Source organism: Polaribacter sp. Asnod1-A03, from assembly GCF_045063585.1.
Classification (GTDB): Bacteria; Bacteroidota; Bacteroidia; order Flavobacteriales; family Flavobacteriaceae; genus Polaribacter.
This window is the reverse complement of record NZ_JBEFOE010000009.1, coordinates 442523-461200: the sequence shown is the minus strand read 5'-3', so window position 1 is coordinate 461200 and position 18678 is coordinate 442523. Positions and strand designations below refer to the sequence as shown.

At 29.1% G+C, this 18678-nt stretch carries 14 protein-coding genes and 2 pseudogenes; 8 read left to right on the top strand and 8 right to left on the bottom strand.

Annotated features, from left to right (window positions below; translation table 11 throughout):
- Nucleotides 1-19: 19 nt before the first annotated feature.
- Complete coding sequence (locus tag ACJJVY_RS02435) at nucleotides 20-640, top strand: DEAD/DEAH box helicase (RefSeq protein ID WP_405604767.1); 621 nt, start codon at nucleotides 20-22, stop codon at nucleotides 638-640.
- A 10-nt stretch (nucleotides 641-650) separates the two neighbouring features.
- Complete coding sequence (locus ACJJVY_RS02430; protein ID WP_405604765.1) at nucleotides 651-1280, top strand: thiamine phosphate synthase; 630 nt, start codon at nucleotides 651-653, stop codon at nucleotides 1278-1280.
- A gap of 69 nt (nucleotides 1281-1349) precedes the next feature.
- On the opposite strand, the gene ACJJVY_RS02425 is transcribed toward ACJJVY_RS02430, so the two are convergent.
- From ACJJVY_RS02425 to ACJJVY_RS02410, 4 genes are all read right to left on the bottom strand, one after another.
- Nucleotides 1350-2243, bottom strand: a complete 894-nt coding sequence (locus ACJJVY_RS02425) for a carbohydrate kinase (protein WP_405604763.1) — start codon at nucleotides 2241-2243, stop codon at nucleotides 1350-1352.
- 3 nt (nucleotides 2244-2246) lie between these two features.
- Nucleotides 2247-3746 (bottom strand): mannitol dehydrogenase family protein, encoded by a 1500-nt coding sequence (locus ACJJVY_RS02420; RefSeq protein WP_405604761.1) that lies wholly within the window; start codon nucleotides 3744-3746, stop codon nucleotides 2247-2249.
- Nucleotides 3747-3752: 6 nt separating this feature from the next.
- Entirely contained in the window at nucleotides 3753-5468 is a 1716-nt protein-coding gene (locus ACJJVY_RS02415; protein ID WP_405604759.1) for a purine-cytosine permease family protein, read from the bottom strand.
- Between the two features lie 87 nt (nucleotides 5469-5555).
- On the bottom strand, nucleotides 5556-6434 hold the full coding sequence (locus ACJJVY_RS02410; protein ID WP_405604757.1) for a hypothetical protein: 879 nt from the start codon (nucleotides 6432-6434) through the stop codon (nucleotides 5556-5558).
- Between the two features lie 259 nt (nucleotides 6435-6693).
- On the opposite strand from ACJJVY_RS02410, the gene ACJJVY_RS02405 reads away from it, so the two are divergent.
- Together ACJJVY_RS02405 and hxpB are read left to right on the top strand one after the other, a co-directional pair.
- Entirely contained in the window at nucleotides 6694-7431 is a 738-nt protein-coding gene (locus ACJJVY_RS02405; protein WP_405604755.1) for an NrtR DNA-binding winged helix domain-containing protein, read from the top strand.
- Entirely contained in the window at nucleotides 7431-8072 is a 642-nt protein-coding gene (gene hxpB / locus ACJJVY_RS02400) for a hexitol phosphatase HxpB (RefSeq protein ID WP_405604753.1), read from the top strand. The genes ACJJVY_RS02405 and hxpB overlap by 1 nt, the downstream gene beginning before the upstream one ends.
- Nucleotides 8073-8127: 55 nt before the next feature.
- Here the strand turns inward: hxpB and ACJJVY_RS02395 are convergent, their stop codons facing one another.
- The 3 genes from ACJJVY_RS02395 to ACJJVY_RS02385 form a co-directional block, all read right to left on the bottom strand.
- A complete protein-coding gene (locus ACJJVY_RS02395) occupies nucleotides 8128-8736 on the bottom strand; it encodes a DUF6515 family protein (protein WP_405604751.1) in 609 nt (202 codons plus the stop codon).
- A gap of 463 nt (nucleotides 8737-9199) precedes the next feature.
- On the bottom strand, nucleotides 9200-9928 hold the full coding sequence (locus ACJJVY_RS02390) for a LytR/AlgR family response regulator transcription factor (RefSeq protein ID WP_405604749.1): 729 nt from the start codon (nucleotides 9926-9928) through the stop codon (nucleotides 9200-9202).
- A 3-nt stretch (nucleotides 9929-9931) separates the two neighbouring features.
- A complete protein-coding gene (locus ACJJVY_RS02385) occupies nucleotides 9932-10972 on the bottom strand; it encodes a sensor histidine kinase (protein ID WP_405604747.1) in 1041 nt (346 codons plus the stop codon).
- Nucleotides 10973-11817: 845 nt separating this feature from the next.
- Here ACJJVY_RS02385 and ACJJVY_RS02380 point away from each other — a divergent pair.
- Nucleotides 11818-12981 carry a DUF748 domain-containing protein gene (locus tag ACJJVY_RS02380; RefSeq protein ID WP_405604745.1) on the top strand — a complete coding sequence of 388 codons (1164 nt, stop codon included), beginning with the start codon at nucleotides 11818-11820 and terminating at the stop codon, nucleotides 12979-12981.
- Nucleotides 12982-13112: 131 nt separating this feature from the next.
- Nucleotides 13113-14350, top strand: a pseudogene (locus tag ACJJVY_RS02375) (serine hydrolase domain-containing protein).
- A 259-nt stretch (nucleotides 14351-14609) separates the two neighbouring features.
- On the opposite strand, the pseudogene ACJJVY_RS02370 reads toward ACJJVY_RS02375, so the two are convergent.
- Nucleotides 14610-14727, bottom strand: a pseudogene (locus tag ACJJVY_RS02370) (transposase); the annotation flags it as partial.
- 324 nt (nucleotides 14728-15051) lie between these two features.
- Here ACJJVY_RS02370 and ACJJVY_RS02365 point away from each other — a divergent pair.
- Both ACJJVY_RS02365 and ACJJVY_RS02360 read left to right on the top strand, forming a co-directional pair.
- Nucleotides 15052-16713, top strand: a complete 1662-nt coding sequence (locus ACJJVY_RS02365) for a serine hydrolase domain-containing protein (RefSeq protein ID WP_405604743.1) — start codon at nucleotides 15052-15054, stop codon at nucleotides 16711-16713.
- A gap of 98 nt (nucleotides 16714-16811) precedes the next feature.
- Complete coding sequence (locus tag ACJJVY_RS02360) at nucleotides 16812-18674, top strand: DUF885 domain-containing protein (protein ID WP_405604741.1); 1863 nt, start codon at nucleotides 16812-16814, stop codon at nucleotides 18672-18674.
- Nucleotides 18675-18678 lie beyond the last annotated feature (4 nt).

Below are 18678 nucleotides of genomic sequence, written 5' to 3'. Positions count from 1 at the left end.
TTCTTTATATTAATAAATTATGATGCCTGCACCTTTTAAAAAATTACATCCACATTTAAAAGAGATTTTAGAATCTCTAGAAATATCGACTCCTACTCCATTTCAGGTAAAAAGTATTCCTATTATAAAAAGTGGTGCAAATGTTTTTTGTACAGCATTAGAAAACAGCGGAAAAACAACTACCTTAATATTAACTACTTTACATAAATTAAAATGCGAAGAAGCTGGTACAGCGCCAAGATCTATTGTTTTAGTAGAAAATAACGAGAAAGCAATTGAGTTGTATGAGGCTTTTTTAAAATATACTAGAAGAACTACTTTACGTGTCTATTTGGGTGATGAAAAAGAGCATATAGATTTATTAAAATCAGAAATATTTGAAGGAATCGATGTGCTTATTGCTACACCTAAAATTGTAAATCAGTTACTTTTATTAGAAGGTTTAAACACTACGCAAGTAAAAATTTTTAATGTTGATGATGCTAGTTTTTTAACCAATAACGCTGCTTTTACTGCTGTAATGGCTGTAACACAAAGTATTCATAAATGTCAATTTGTAATTTATTCAGAAAAAATAACTCCTACATTAAAACGTTTAGAGTCTTATTTTATGGAATATGCTAAAATAGTTTCTGCTTAAATTTTTAAAAATGACAATCCCAAAATTACATTATATTTCTCAAGGAAGTTCACCTAAAGAGCATATAGAAAACATTCAAAAAGCATGTTCATCTGGTGCTGAATTGGTACAATTACAATTAGAAAATATTTCTGATAAGAAATACTTAAAATTTGCTGCAGAAGCTAGAGGTATTACTGATCACTTTCAAACGAGATTAATCATCCATGAAAACTATAAAATAGCGAGTGAAATAAAAGCGGATGGTGTTCATTTAGGTACAACAACATCTATGTTAACTCCTGCTAGAAAAGAATTGTACACTTGGCAAATGATTGGTGCAACTGCCTGCAATTTAAAAGATTGCCAAACTTTACTAAAAAAAGAAGTAGATTATATTTCTTTAGGTTCTTTTAAATCTAATAAAGAAAATTTAGTTTTAGGGTTAAATGGTTTCACTTCCATTTTAGAAATTCTAAATACTGATACTCCAATAATTGGTTTTGGGAACATAACCAATCATGATGTTAAATCCATTTTAGAAACAGGAGTTTCTGGTGTCGCTGTGAGTGAAGAAATTACTCAAAATTTTGATTTGATAAAAGTTTATCATCAACTATTGAGTGCGTCTTCTATAGATGAACAACGTCATTCTTTTTAAAATAAAAAACAGTATATACACAAAATAATCTTTGTGTATATACTGAATGAAAAAAGGGAGAATTAATGCTTAATTTTTATACTCTAAACCAATAAACTCTTCAATTATTTGTTGATTAATTACTGGGTTTGCTCCTTCTGAACCAGCAACCAAAGCTCCCATTGCACAAGCAAAATCAATAGCTTTTTGTGGTTGAAAACCTTTTAATAATTTGCCTATTAAAGATGCTAAAAAAGAATCTCCTGCTCCAACTGTATCTACAACATCTACTTTAAAACCTTCATTCTGATAAAATATATTTTCATAATACAGAATAGCTCCTTCTCCTCCTCTAGTTACACAAATAGATTTAGTATTTGTTTTTGCTGCTATAAACTTTATGGTTTCTTCTAAAGAAGTTGCCTTACAATAGAATAATTTAGCTATTTCAAAGATTTCTTCATCATTAAATTTGATAAAATCAGCTTCCATCATCAAATGCTTTAAAATATCATCTGTATAATGAGGTGCTCTTAAGTTTACATCAAAAACTTTATATTTTGCAATTTTTAAAAGTTGATATAATGTATTTCTAGAAACCTCATTTCTTGCAATTAAACTTCCGTAAATAAAAGCATCTGCATCTTTAGTAATTTCTTTAACGCTTTCTGTTAATTCAAGATAATCCCAAGCTCTCGGAAAATTAATTGTATAAGAAGCAGAACCATTAGTATCTAAAACAACTGCTACTTCTCCTGTATTATGTTTTTTATCAACTTGTACATTTTCTATATGTATACCACGTTCTTCAATAAAATCTTTTATTTGAGCACCTAATAAATCATCTCCGATTTTGGTAATAATAGCAACATTATTTTCTAAAGATTGTAATCTTAAAGCAACGTTTAAAGGAGCTCCACCAATCTTTTTATGATTCGGAAAAACATCCCATAAAACTTCTCCAAAGCAAACTATATTTTTCATATCCTAAATAAATTTAAGCACAGAATTATTCATTTTTACTACACATTCTTCAATACCTAATTCTGTAATATTATTGTACGCTTTTGTGTATGCTTCAACAAATCTTTTAGAATCTTTTAATTTTCCAAATATTGTTGTTATTTCTAAAAATGCTTCAGGGTTTTCTTTCGCAGCAATTGCTTTTTCATTTAAAACAGCTTTCATTGCATCTTTAATCAATAAAGGTTGTCCTTGTTCATTTTTACCTAAACTATAAATTGCCCAAGCAGCAATAACAAATGCAGCAAAGTTTACAGAACCATTGTTTTCTAATTGTTTGTTTACAGTTGGTAAAATAAATATTGGAAATTTAGCAGAACTTTCTGAACAAATTCTATCTATTTGATCTTTAATATAAATATTACCAAATCTTTCTAATAAAGAAGCTTTATAATCATCTAGATTGACACCTTCTAAGCCAGCTAAAGTTGGTGTAACTTCTATATTCATGTAATTTTTTAAGAATTTTTTAATTTCAGTATTATTTACTGATTCATCTATGGTTGCATAACCAATTAAATCACCTAAAATGCCTAAAACAGAATGTCCTGCGTTTAATAAGCTTAATTTCATTTTTTCAAAAGGAACAACATCTTCTACAAATTGAGCTCCCACCTTTTCCCAGGCAGGTCTTCCTGCAATAAAATCATCTTCTATAACCCATTGTTTAAAAGGCTCACAAACAACTGGCCAAGCATCTTTAATACCAGATGTTTCTAATAAATTTGTAATATCAGATTCTGATGTAGCTGGTGTAATTCTATCTACCATAGCATTCGGGAAAGATACATTTTGTTCAATCCAAGCAACTAATTCTGGTTCAGCTTTTTCTACATAACTTAACAACATTTTTTTAGCCATGTGTCCGTTACCTTGTATATTATCACAAGATTGTAAAGTAAAACCTAATAAACCTCTTTCTTTTCTTAACTTTAATGCTTGGGTTAAATATCCAAAAATCGTTTTAGGTGCTTGTGGATTTTTTAAATCGTGATGAATTAAAGGATTCGTAAAATCAAAAGCTCCTGTTGCTTCATTATAATTATAACCACCTTCTGTAATCGTTAAAGTAATGATTTTGGTATCTACACTTGCCATTTTTTCAATCACTTTTAAAGGATTTTCTGGCGCATATAAATAATCTACAATAGAGCCAATAACTCTCTTTGTTAAAGAACCATCTAATTCTTTAATTACTAAAGTATATAAACCATCTTGCTCTTTAAGAGTATTGTAAATTTTAGCATCAAAATCTAATAAAGCAACACCACAAATACCCCATTCTGTAACCGATTCGTCATGTAATAATTGGTCTGTATAAAAAGCTTCATGTGCTCTATGAAACCCACCAATACCAACATGTACAATTCCTGTTTTAATAGTACCTCTGTTGTAAGTAGGACAATCAACTTTATCAGCTATTTTAGCTAAATTGTTCTGATTCAATTTAATTATATTTTCCATGATTTTTTATTTATTTAAAGAATTACCTCTTCTAAGTGCCCAAATAGATGTTACAAAATAGATAACCGTACAAGCAAATGCATAAGTGTAAAATGTTTCTTTATTTTCTATGTAGACGTTTTCGTTTTCACTGCCAAATAAAACAATACAAGCTAGAACAAGGGTAATAGCCAATACAACCATGGATATCACTTTTAATACTTTAGTGAATAAAGAAATGTCTTGTATAATAATAACTTCTTTTTCTGCCTTTTGTTCTTGATATTTTTCTATATTAATATTTCTTATTCTCTCTTCTTCCTCTTCTTTTGGATATTTCTTTTTCGCACCATATTTTCCTGCTAAAAAAGTATAAATAAGTATTGTAAATATCCAAGTTGGTATAAATAAATAATAAAAAGACATTACATTTAAGATATTTAAACCAAAACCAAACACCAGTCCTAAAGCCCAAGAAGCAATTGCTGGTGTGCTAAATGTTAGTTTTTGATATCGTGCAAAATAACGTGTGTAACCTATTTTAGGGAAAATTTGATGCTCTGCAAAAACGATACTACCTACTGGCACTACTAATAAACCGGCGTACGTTAATAACGGAAGCATTTGCGAGAATACAAAAGGAAAACATGCCACTACCATAGTTACTAAACCAACTACAATTGTTGTCTTTTTTCTTGAATTTTTAGTAAAAATAGCTTGTGCAGCTAAACCAGCTCTATAAAGATTGGCTACTGCGGTGGTCCAACCAGCTACAATAACAATTACAAAACCAGACCAACCTAAAGCATAAAAAGCAACATCCCCTGGATCTAATTCTACAATAGACTTACCAATAATAACAGCTGCTCCTGCTCCCATAATTCCTGCAGAAATCCACGCAACAAAATGCCCAAACATCATACCTGTACTAGTTGTTAAACCGTAAGATTTCTTTTTAGCAAAACGAAATAAAGCCATATCTATAAGACCAAAATGTGTAATTGAGTTTGCAGCCCAAGCAAAACCAATTACTTCTAACAAACCTATACCAGGTTCTCCATCACTATTCAATCCCGTCCAAATAGATTTATCACCTAAATTAATAAGTTCAGCCCATCCACTTGGTAATGTTTCTCCTAAAACATCTAAAGAAAGTGCAGGTAAAAGCACAAATGCACCACTAACAAACATTACAAATAACCAAGGAGCACAAATTGCAGAAAACTTAGAAACTGCTGTAAAACCATAGATAGCAATAGCAACTACTACAATACCAACACATAAAACAATTAAAACAAACCAAAGATTTGTTGGATACCAATCTAATTGTGCCGGAATGTCAAAAGCAAAACGAACTGCTGTGGAAGAAACTGTAATCATAGCAGCAGAAATTACTGTAAAAATAACTACGTTCGCCCAATTGTAGAGCTTTGTCATAGAATCTCCAGCAATTTTATTCAAATAAGTATATAAACTTAATCGGGTATCTACAGCAATAGGAGATGCAATAAACGTCCAGCTTAAAACGGCTAAAATATTACCAATTAATAAACCTAAAATAATATCTTTAGTTGTTGCACCTAAAGCAACAAAAGTAGCTCCAATTACAAACTCTGTGGCGGCAACATGCTCTGCGGCATATAATCCGGCAAAATGAGACCAATTATGTAGTTTATTTTTAGCGATTGGTAATTGTTCTACTTCTAAATTTTCGAACTGCTGATATTGATTAGATGTTTCCATATAATGTTTCTTAAAATTAATTCTTCTTTTCTTTGTTTACATTGCTTTGATATGGCAAATTGAAAATATTTAATAGTTTTTATTTATTTAAAATAAGGTAAGGTTTAATTGTAATACTGTTCTCTCTTGTTCAGGGTTCCACATAAGTGTTACATCAACAGGGAATTTATATTTATTGATAGATAATTGTTTTTTATAAGTAGCACCTATATTTATAATGTTTCCTGCACTTTCTGTGTAAAATGTTTTATCTGTAAGAAAAGACCAAGCACCACCTACAAAAAGAGATAAGCTTTCTGTCTCATTTTGCCATACTTTACTATTTACTTCAAAATAATGCGTCCAAGAATCTTTTAAGCTTCCATCTGTTTGTACTTCATAATCACCAGAACCTCCATTAATAATTGTTGCTAAATATAATAGTGTATTTGGTGTTATATTATATCCGAAGTTAATATCTACAAAATTATAACCTTGTGTTTTATCGTAACTCCAATAACTTAATTGATCTCCTCTTTCTTCTACTCCTGTAAAATTATTATGAGTTACTGCTTCAATAAAAAAGCGATCAGAAAAACGGTATTTTGTATAAATTGAAAGTTCTTTATAAAATGCACTTACATTTTCTCTGGTATTTATATTTTCTACATCTACAGATGCAAAACTTGCTCCTCCCCAAAATCCAAAAGTAAATTTCTTATCCTTAGAATTAAATTCTAAACTTGTTGCAAATAATGCTCCAGGATGCACCACAAAACCATGCCATGTGTGCATATTTTTTACATGTCCGCTAATACTAAAAGGTGTATATTCTTTATTAATTGTATCCGTTTGTGCAAACAAATTGTTTATTGATAATAAAATAATCAAACTAAACACAAGTGTATTTTTTTTGTCTATTTTTTTTATTAATATTTCATTTAAAAATTTTAATGATTCTTTAAAATAAATAAATATGAATTTCATTTTATAAGTTTTATTATTCATTTGCTCTATATAACGTCATAATTACGTTTATTTTTCAAATGTATGGAAAATTTATACATAAAAAACAAATTTTATAAAAAATATACAATATTTTACCTTTATACTATTCTATATTGACCTTGTTTTACATTAATATAAGGTGAATAGCATTTAATTTATAACGTACCTAAAACGTTTATTAACACAAAACAAGTTTCTTAATTATATTTTATTTAAATTTGTTGCTTAAAATATTTTTATGAAAAACAAATTGATTGATAATATATCTGTAGATTGTGTAGTTTTTGGTTACGATACAAATACCAAATCTTTAAATGTATTATTGATAAACCGTTACTTAGAGTCTAAATCTAATAACGAAATACTTGTGGATGACTATGTGCTTACAGGTTATCATGTTTATGAAGATGAAACTTTAGATGAATCTGCAGCTAGAGTATTAGAAGAGTTAACTGGATTAAAAAACATTTATAAAAAACAATTTAAATCTTTTGGAGACCCTAATCGCTTAATGAATGATAAAGATTTAATTTGGGTTAAGAACGAAGACTTTAATTTTAGAACCATTACAATCGCTTATTATTTTTTATTGAAAACAGAAGATGTAGCTGTTGACAAAAACAAATATAAAGCTAAATGGTTTCCGGTAAATAATTTACCAGAATTAGGGTTTGATCATAAACAAATTATTTTAGAAGCTTATGAAGATCTAAAAAACAAATGTTTACAAGAACCGATTATTTTTGAATTGCTACCAGATAAATTCACAATTAACGATGTACAAGATTTATATCAATCCATATTAAGTATAGAAATAGATAACCGTAATTTTAGACGTAAGTTAATCAATAAGAAGTATATTATTCCGTTAGATGAAAAACAAGTTGGTGTTTCTAAACGACCTGCACAACTATATATGTTTAGTAAAGATATCTACGATAAAATGTTTCAAAAAAATTATTTAATCAGTATATAATGACTCTTAACACTTTTATTTTTGATATGGATGGAGTGATTATTGACTCTGAACCCTTTTGGAGACAAGCTCAAATAGAAATTTTATCAAAATACCATAAAACAATTTCTGTAGCCGATTGTATTAAATATACAATGGGTAAAAGAATTGATGATGTTGCTTTAACTTGGTGTCAATTACACTCTTTAAAAATAGAGTCAAAGTTATTGGAGCAAGAAATTATAGCTGCTGTTGCCGAATTAATTAGCGAAAAAGGAAAAGCTAAAACGGGGTTGTATGAGTTATTAGATTTTTTAAAAGAAAAAAAAATCCAAATTGGTTTAGCTACTTCTTCTAGTCTACCTATTATAAATGCCGTTTTTAATAGATTATCTATAGCTCATTATTTTGATGTAGTTTGTAGTGCTGATGAAGAAATTTACGGAAAACCACACCCTGCCGTTTATTTAAAAGCTGCTAAAAAATTAAATGTTACACCTAATAACTGTATGGTCTTAGAAGATAGCGTTACTGGACTAATTGCTGCAAAAGCAGCTTCTATGAAAACATTTGTAATACCAGAAGATAAAACTGATACAAGATTTAGTATATCTGATAATATATTTTCAGACATGCTAGAAATTATTGAGGTTTTAAAATAAAAAAAGAGTATGATTCCACATCATACTCTTTTTAATATTACTGAATAACAAATTGTTAATTCATATCTATAATCCCTACAACTTCATAAGCTCTAGTTCCGTCTATTTGAACTTTTTCATATAAAATATTTGCATATTCATAATAAGTTAATCCATCTATAGTTACTTTTTCATAATCACTTGGTAATTCATAAATTATTGTACCAATTTCCGGATCTACCACTTCATAATCATTATTAATTTGATTATAAAAAATACCATTAATTGTAAAATAAATATGATTGTTAAACTGAATTCTTCTATAATTAGCTGGTAAAGTTCTTACTCTAAAACCTACTTTTGGTGCAATTGGTATATACATTCCTCTAGATTGTGTATAATACTTATTATTCGCATAATAATAACTTTGTCCGTTATGTTTAACTACCGTTTTATTAGGTACATTTCTAACAGAAACTACTTTTTTTGTTTGCTTCTTATAGGTTACTTTACTACTCGGTATTTTTTTAGTAGACACACTTCTAGTAGTAACTGTAGTTCTTTTAGTTGTTGTATTTTTTTTATTATTTGTTGTTGTAGTTGTTCTTTTTTGTGCAATTATCTGTGTAGAAATTGCTACAATAAACAATGACGGTAAAACGAATGTTCTTATAAATTTTTTCATACTTTTAATGTTTTAAATTAATTTTCTTTCTATACTATTAAGACCCTAAATTTTAAGTCTGGTTTAATCTGTTAGCTACCTTAATAGATAAATTGTCTAATTTTATAGACTAAATAGGTGATTTTATATACGGAATTTATTTCAAGAAAGAAGAATTCTATAAAGAATACAAAAAGTTTATTTGATAATATAATTAATAACTGGAGTTAAATTTAAATGAGATGTGATTTCTCAATCGTTCCTTAGTTCTTAACACAATTTTAAGCTTGTTTTGTTAGTATTTTATTATCTCTTTTGTTTTTTACACAAATTTTTCTTTCTGACAAAGAAGAAATCGTATAAAGAATATTATGCCTATACTGCATGATATGAATCCTAAACACATAGGAATGAAATTATTGACTTTAATTTGTGAATGGATTATTTTTTACGCAAACTGTTATCACTACCTAAAAAGTTAACATTACAAAGAATTATTATTTACAAACTTTAAAAACTTAGCTTTGTACTGCTCAGAAACTGTAATACGTTGTTTGTTAATAATAATCTGACTGCGTTCTATAACATCCACATTTTTTAAAGAAACAATAAAAGAACGATGCACTCGCATAAACTGAGTTTCTGGCAACTCTCCTTCTAAAGATTTTAAACTCATTAAGGTTAAAATAGGTTTCGGATTGTCTTTCAACCAAATTTTAATATAATCTTTTAAGCCTTCAAAATATAATACATCTGCTAATTTTATACGTAGTTGTTTGTATTCAGATTTCACAAAAAGAAACTCTTTTTCTTCTGAAACAATTGATTTTTTTGTGCCTTTTATCAACTCGAACCAAGTATTGGCTTTATTAGCTGCGGCTAAAAACTCTGCATAATCAAAAGGCTTTAACAAATAATCTAAAGCTTCAACTTTAAAGCCTTCTAAGGCATAATGATCAAAAGCCGTAGTAAAAATAACACGTGCTTCTTTAGGTAGCATTTTAGAAAACTCAATCCCCGTTAAATCTGGCATTTGTATATCTAAAAAAAGTAAGTCTACAGGATTATTTTTAACAAACTCCATCGCTTCAATAGCGCTACTACACTTTTGCTTTAACTCTAGAAAAGGGGTTTTTTCAACATAACTTTCTACTAAATTTAGTGCCATAGGCTCATCATCTACAACAACACAGGTTATTTTTATATTGCTCATAACTTAATTTGTATCAATTTCTAAATGTACTAAAAAACGATCTGCTTTTAGAGTGGTTTTAAACTCATGTTTTTGTGGATACAATAATTCTAAACGTTTTACTATGTTTTGTAAACCTATACCAGAACCACTTTTATCTTCCGTAAGCTTTGGATAATTATCGTTTTCAATAGTAAAGATTACGTTTTTATCCTTGCAAGTCATGTTTATAGAAATTAAACTTTCTTTACTTGCAGAAACTCCATGTTTAAAAGCATTTTCAATTAATGAAATAAATAATAAAGGTGCTATTTTAATATTCGTTTCTTTTACAGGAAAACTATAATTAACTAGGGTTTTATCGGAAACACGTAGCTTCATTAAATCGACATATTTTTTCATAAAATCGATTTCTTTCGTCAATAAAACTTGTTCTACATTGGTTTCATACAACATATATCTCATCAATTTACTTAAACTATGTATGGATGTTTTTGCCTGATCTGGAGAAATATCTACCATTGCATAAATATTGTTTAACGAATTGAAAAAGAAATGTGGTTGTAACTGATAATGCAAATGCTGTAGCTCTGATTGTAACTTAAAATTTGCAGCTTCTTTGCGCTCTGCTTCGGTTTTAACCCAACGCGTTGTTGTTTTTACAGCTATAGAAAATAATAAAGGTGCCATGTAAGAAACCATTTGTACATATATGAACATTTTAAAAGGAGGCCCAATTTCTTCCCCGTTTTCTGATATCTTTCTTCTAGTAAATTCTTGAAAAAAAGCGCTTTCAATTGTTTCTTTTAGGAAAATAAAAAATGCAATTAAACTTATGTTGATAACTAGAAACCAGATTGTTTTTTTTGTGAATAGAAACCGATCTATTAAAACAAAATAATTGAAGTAAAAAATAACTGCAGAAAACACCAACGGAATCCAAAAGTGTGCAATTACTCTATCAATTTCTTGCTCTTGTCCGTATGATAACAAATAAGGCATACTAAAAAGGACAAACCATACTAGTAAATGTGATAGAAACGTAATATTTTTATTTTTATCCATGTTGTTTTATTTTGAATCTTTATATATCTGCAAGTTCTAATTATCTTTCACAAAAATAATACTAAGAACTCCTTACCTACTGTAATTTTAATTGATATGATAAAGATAAACCAAATCCTTTTTTGCAACCCTATAGTATAGACAGTTTCAACTTTTTACTATACTAATAAGGATATTATATCGATGATAATTGAATGTTTTTATAGTAAGAGTAGAGATTCGTTTTTACATTTATTTTTAAATACGACAAAATCTCTTTTAGAGGTTTTATAGGTTTCTATAATAGAACCCAAACAAAACTTTTTTTAAACCTTACCACCTGCTTTTTAATAGCTATAAAAAATTCCTTTAACGCTTTATTTTATATAAGTTTGATTTTATTAAACTTATATAACCAACAATATAATTCTTAAACTCTTTGTGTACTTGAGATTAATAACAACAAGCATCAATTGTTTTTTTTGATATATCTATTCCTGCGACTTCTTTGTAATTTTTCATGTTTTTAAATTCAAGTGAATAAATATGTTGCCTTAACTACTTACTTTACTCCAAATGATTCTTAATAACTTTATAAAAATATTTAATTCAAAATAAGGTCTGAATTTTGATACCTCTAAATCTCAAATAATTTTAAAAAAAGTAATACCCTCAAACATTTGAGTACTTTACTTTTACTGAATGTATTAAAAAATACAATTAATTTATTCAAACAAATAAGATTAAACTTATCTTTAGATTAAAGAAATCTCGTTAATCTATTTATGTGTTAACATTTAAATAAAGATTACCTAAATATTATTTGAATAATTAAAGACATAATTATAAAAAACTATATACTTAAAATGACAGAAGTCTCAGAAAAAAAATCAATAAAAAATAAAAGTAAAAAATCTGTTTATAAAAGAAAACGATATGTAATTCCTTTAGTTTTTATTATTTTACTACTAATTTTTCGTATCTACTTACCAACTTTAGTCAAAAATTACGTTAATAAAATACTTGCAAATATCCCTGAGTATTATGGCCACATAGACGATATAGATATCTCTTTATTTCGTGGGGCATATGTAATTAATAATTTGCAGTTAGACAAGCTAGACGCAAAAACAAAAGTTCCGTTTTTAAAATTTCCAAAAACAGATATTTCTGTACAATGGAAATCATTATTTAATGGCAAAATTGTAGCAGAAATTATTATGGATAATCCAAAAATTGTTTATGTTTTCGAAGATCAACAAGCCACAACCGAGGGAGAAGAAGCAGATGTAGATGATTGGACAAATGTAATAACAGATTTAGTTCCTTTAGAAATAAACCAATTAGATATACGTAATGGAAAATTAGCATTTGTACAATTATCAACAGATCCTAATATTGATTTGTCTATTGATAAATTAAATTTAACAGTTATAAATTTGCGTAATGTTGTAGAAAAAGAAAGAACTTTACCATCATCTATATCTGCAACTGGTATTTCTTTTGGAGGCGGTGAAGTAAGTCTAAACGGCAATCTAAATATCATAAAAGAAATTCCGGATATGGATATCACTTTTTCATTAAAAAATAGCAACGTAACAGCTTTAAATGATTTTAGCAATTACTATGCAGGTATAGATTTTGAAAGTGGTACAGCAGAATTATATAGCGAAATTGCTATAGCAGATGGTTTTTTAAAGGGCTATATGAAGCCCTTACTTACAGATAGTAAACTCTTAGGAAAAGAAGATGGTTTTTTAGAAACCTTATGGGAAGGACTGGTTGGATTTTTTAAATTTGTTTTAAAAAATCAAAGTACAGATACATTAGCTACAGAAATCCCTTTAGAAGGAGATTTAAATAATGTAGAAGCAGGAATACTACCAACAGTTGGTGGCATATTTAAAAATGCTTGGATTAAAGCATTTAAAGGAGAAACAGATGGTACTATTGAATATAAAGATGCTTTTAAAAATGCCAAAGAACTAACTAGCAAAGAGAAAAGAGCCGCAAAAAAAAGAGAAAAATAAGTTAGATTTAAACCCTTTTAAGGATTTTTATTTTTGCAAAATCATATATTTTATGGGTATTTTATTACAGATATAAAGAGTTGTATACAAGCAGAAAAACAACATAAACAAAATTTAACCGACCAACATAAATGAAATACATAGTAGCAATTATAATATTTTCGACAATTTTATTTTCATGCAAAGAAAATAACGAAACTAAAAAAAAGCTTAAAAAAGACAATACCGTAATAAACGATACTTTAACCAAAAATTTAAAATCAGCTTTTGAGAAAGATGCTATCATTGGATTTTCTGTATCAGTTGTTGATGATAAAGGCGTGATTTACGAAAATGGATTTGGCTTTACAGATATAGCGTTGACGAAAAAATATACGCCAAATACAACACAGAATATTGCTTCAATATCCAAGACTTTAATAAGAGTTTCACTTTTAAAAGCACAAGAATTAGGGAAATTAGATTTGAATGAACCAATAAATACCTTCCTTTCAAAATAATAAACCCTAATTATCCAGATAAACCAATTTTAATTAAACACCTTGCTTACCATTCTTCTTCAATAATTGATATTGACGAAGTGTATGCAAAGTCCTATGTGCTAAAAAAATCAGAACACAATAAAAATGAAGGTGTTTATGATTGGTTTAGTATGCCGGAAAGTAAAATTTCACTCATCGAATTTATTGAAAATAGTCTTACTGAAAATGGGAAATGGTATACTAAAGAAACTTTTGCCAATACAGAACCGGGAGAAATAAGAGAATATTCCAATATTGGAGCTGCTCTTTGTGCACAAATAATCGAATTTGCAACTGGACAAGATTATCCCTCTTTTACAAAAGACTATATATTAAAACCTCTAAAAATGACATCTTCAGGTTGGTCTTCAAAAGATATTGATACGACAAAACGTTCGAGATTATTTGCAAATAAAGAAATGCTTATAGCTGAATATTCTTTAATAACTTATGCAGATGGTGGCTTTATAACTTCAAATAATGATTTAGGATTGTTTTTAACAGAATTAATGAAAGGTTACAAAGGAGAAGGCACACTTTTAAACAAAGATAGCTACTCAAAACTATTTGAAAAACAAAGGTTTCCGAATGTGAAAACTGGTGAAGAATTTGGAATTTTTATGGAATTTAGTAAGGAATTTATAAAAATAAAAGAAAATGTAATTGGTCACAATGGTTCAGACCCAGGTGTGATGACAGCTATGTATTTCAATCCAACAACTGAAACAGGCAAAATACTTTTAGTCAATACAGACTCTGATTTCGATGATAATTTTTGGCCAGAAGTTGTGTCTATTTGGAATTCATTGATAAAATACGAGACCAAATTGAATAGCGAACTTAGGTAAAAATGTATATAAATAGAGAAATAATGAATGTGAAAAGAAAATAACGTTTTACAACACTATATTAAAAATATAAGAAGGTCTAAGCTTAATTTGAAAGTCTGTGTTTCTTTCGAGGTCATCAAATATAAAACTTGTCGTTTATAATAGAAAAGATAAAAGTAAAATATTTATATTTAGTTAAATAATAAACTGAAACGAAAGAACTTCTTCCTTTTAATTTCTTAACCAAATCACTTATAGATAATGAAGGACGATACTAAATATGGATATAATTTTTTGAGACAATTCATTTTAGAATACGTACATCTTCTGATTCACATATCTGAATGAGAATAGCTCTACAACGTTGCTATATCTCCCTCAAGAACCTGATACCTATTTGCCACAAAGTTCCTAAAGTAATCGTTGAAAGTTTGCTTTTTAAATATTATTACCCTTAGTAGTTTTGTAGTATTATAAAAAGACGAGAACTACATTATTTATTTCAGCGAATTTAAAAAAGAACATGTTTGGCAAGCCACTTAACTTATGAATAAACAAATACATTTCACAATAAAACACAGTTATAAACACCTGAATACATGTTGATTAAAATTTTTTATAACTTTATATTTGATTTTTTTTATTAAATTAGGTGCTTAAAATATATAACACCCATATCCATATAAAAACACTTTGACACTAATTAAAAAAAAATAGCTATGAGAAAATATTTACTATTATTATTTCTTATTTCTTTTACAATTTATTCGTTTGGTCAAATTAAAGAAAGTCAAGCGATAGATAGCATTTTTTCGGAATGGAATAAGAAAGATGTACCAGGATGTGCGTTAGGAATAATAAAAGAAGGAAAACTAATTTATACCAAGGGATACGGAATGGCAAATATGGAATATGATATTCCGAACTCTGCTACTTCTGTGTTTAGAATCGGTTCAACTTCCAAACAGTTTACGGCTGCATCTATTGTACTACTTACAGAGAAAGACAAACTAAGTTTAGATGATAATTTGAAAAGCTTATTCCCTGATTTTCCTGAATATGCAGAAAAGATTACAATTAGACATTTACTAAATCATACGAGTGGTATTAGAGATTACTTGCAAATTAGTTATTTAAAAGGATTGGGAGATGATGACTATTATACAGATGACAATGTTATGAAATGGCTAATACATCAAACTGATTTAAACTTTGCGCCTGGTGAAGAATATTTATACAGTAATTCTGGATATTGGCTTCTTGGTCAAATCGTAAAAAAGGTAGCTGGAATGAATATGGCTGAATTTGCTAGGAAAGAAATATTTGAGCCTCTTGAAATGAATAATACACATTTTCATAATGACCATACACAAATAGTAAAAAATAGAGCGTCTGGATACGTTCCTGATAATAATGAGAACTATAAAATCAGTATGACTACATTAGATATGATTGGTGATGGTGGAATCTTTACTTCAATAAATGATATAAAGAAATGGGATGACGCCTATTATGAGTCAGCTGTTTTAAGTAGAGAGTTTTGGAATGTAATGACACAACAAGGTGTATTAAATAATGGAGAAGTTATTGACTATGCTTCTGGTTTAATGATAAGTAAATACAAAGGATTAAAAACGGTTAGACACGGAGGAGCTTTTGTTGGTTTTAGAGCGGAACTATTACGCTTTCCAGAACAAAAACTATCCATTGCAATATTTGCCAATAGAGGTGATGCCAATCCATCAAGAATGGCAAATCAAGTTGCTGATATATTACTGAAAGACAAACTAATTAAAAAAAATGTTAATATAGATAAAAAAGTAAAGTTTGATGTTCCAAAAGAAGAATTTCAACAAGGACAATTAGTAGGTGATTATGAAATACAACCTGGTGTTGTTCTCAATTTATCTATTAAGAATGACTCATTAAATGTACTTCAAACTTGGGATAAATTAAGCTATACTATTGTAAAAGTAAGTGGGAATACTTTCCAAATATCAGGAAATGAAAATTTAAGTTTTTCATTTTCTAATGTAAAAGATGGTTTTACACAAACGCTTAAAGTTTTACAAGGTGATAGTGAGACAATCGCAGAAAGAAAAAAAGAGATTGATACTTCGGGAATCAACCTAAAAGATTACACAGGAAGTTACTATAGTAAAGAACTAGATGTGAATTATAATTTTGAAATAGAAAACGAAATTTTAATTGTTAGAATTGAAAATACACAATCAATTATTGAATGCACAATTAGTGACTTAGACCAATTTTCAACGGAACTAGGATTAGTAAGGTTTCAACAAAAAGATGGCCAAGTTTCAGGGTTTGAATTAGATTCAGGAAGAGTTAAAAATTTGAAATTTAAAAAACAATTAGATTAGCATCGTTTCTAAAAATAGCCATTTTTAGTATTAAAACAAAAATTAGTGTTTACCCACTACTTTTCATATACAAGACCGCTAACAAAAAAACAACTATTATGAAAAAACACCTTATTAACTTTACCGCATTATCAATGGTTTTTCTACTATTTTCTTGTGCCACAAAAAACACTGAACCAACAGAACTACCAGAGGGTACAATTACAGAAAAACTTAATTTTATTAAGAATCCCAAGAATTTTAATAGTGAAAGTGAGCGGCTAAACCTACTTTTTGAAGCCTATACTGATTACCAGATAGAGGCTTCACCTATGATGGCCACATTTTCTGGCAAACCTGGATATGACCACCTTTGGGATGATTTTTCAGAAGAAGGATTGGAAAAAGATTTGTCTGTGTTAAAAATTTTTGATGAATCGAAAGATTGGTTTCAACCCGATGAATTAACTGAAGAGGACAAAATCAACTTAAATATCTTTAGTAGATCTATAGGCAACGACTATTCGTTATTCAGTCAATTTCCAGTACAATACTTCATGATAGATCAAATTCAAGGTATTCACAGTATTATTCCTGCCGTTATTCAAATGATGCCAACCAATTCACCAGAAGCCATTGATAACCTCACCTCTAGACTTGAAGGGATTTCAGCACTTTTAACAGATGTTGAAAAGGTCCTTTCTAAAGGAATTGATAAAGGAATCGTGATGCCCAAAAATACGGTATTATTAGTACCAGATCAATTAAAACAGATGTATTCTAAAAATCCCGAAGAAAGTGTTTTTTATATGCCTTTCGCAAATTTAAAAGAAGACACCAATATAGAGGGACAGCAAACGATACATGAAATTGTTAGCCATATAATCGGCACCAGCATCAACCCTGCATTAAAGCGCTTTACCACTTTTATGGAAGAAGAATACCTACCCAATACACGTGAAAGCTATGGACTTAAAGCATTACCAAACGGTGAGGCATGGTACCAAGAATATATAAAATACTTTACCACCACAGATATGACCGCTAAAGAGATTCACGATTTAGGGCTTTCTGAAGTAGCCAGAATACGGCTCGAAATGGAAAAAATTATTTTGCAATTAAATTTTGATGGAGACCTAAATGACTTTAATGATTTCTTAAGAGAAGACCCACAGTTTTACTATAATACCCCAGAAGAATTATTAGCTGCTTATCGTGATATCTGTAAAAGAATTGACCCTGTTTTACCTCAGCTTTTTGGTAAACTACCAAGGCTTACTTACGGTGTTAAGAGAGTTCCCGCATATTCCGAAAAAGCCACAACAACGGCCTACTATCAGTCTGGTTCGTTAAAAACAGGTATCCCTGGGTATTTCTTTGCCAACACCTATAATTTAAAAAGTCGCCCGAAATGGGAAATGGAAGCCTTGAGCATACATGAAGCAGTACCCGGGCATCATTTGCAGATTGCAATTGCGCAAGAATTAGAAAATGTACCCGAGTTTAGAACTATGTTATCCTTTACTGCTTTTGTAGAAGGTTGGGGACTTTATTCTGAAAGCCTAGGCCCTGCTTTAGGAATGTATAAAGACCCCTATGCCAAATACGGACAATTGACTTATGAAATGTGGCGCGCCATACGGTTGGTTGTGGATACAGGTATCCATGTTTTTGACTGGTCTAGGCAAGACGCCATTGATTATTTTAAAACAAATTCTGGTAAAAGCGAAAATGATATTACGGTGGAAATAGACCGTTATATTGCTTGGCCAGGACAGGCTTTAGCTTATAAGATTGGTGAACTAAAAATCAAAGAACTTAGAAAGCGTTCTGAAACAACTCTAAAAGATCGATTTGATATTAGAGCGTTTCATGATGTTGTTCTTGGTAGTGGTTCCATCCCATTAGATGTTTTAGAAGACAATATAGATCATTGGATCAACGAGCAAATGGCAATTGAAAATAATACTGTTAATAAATAATATA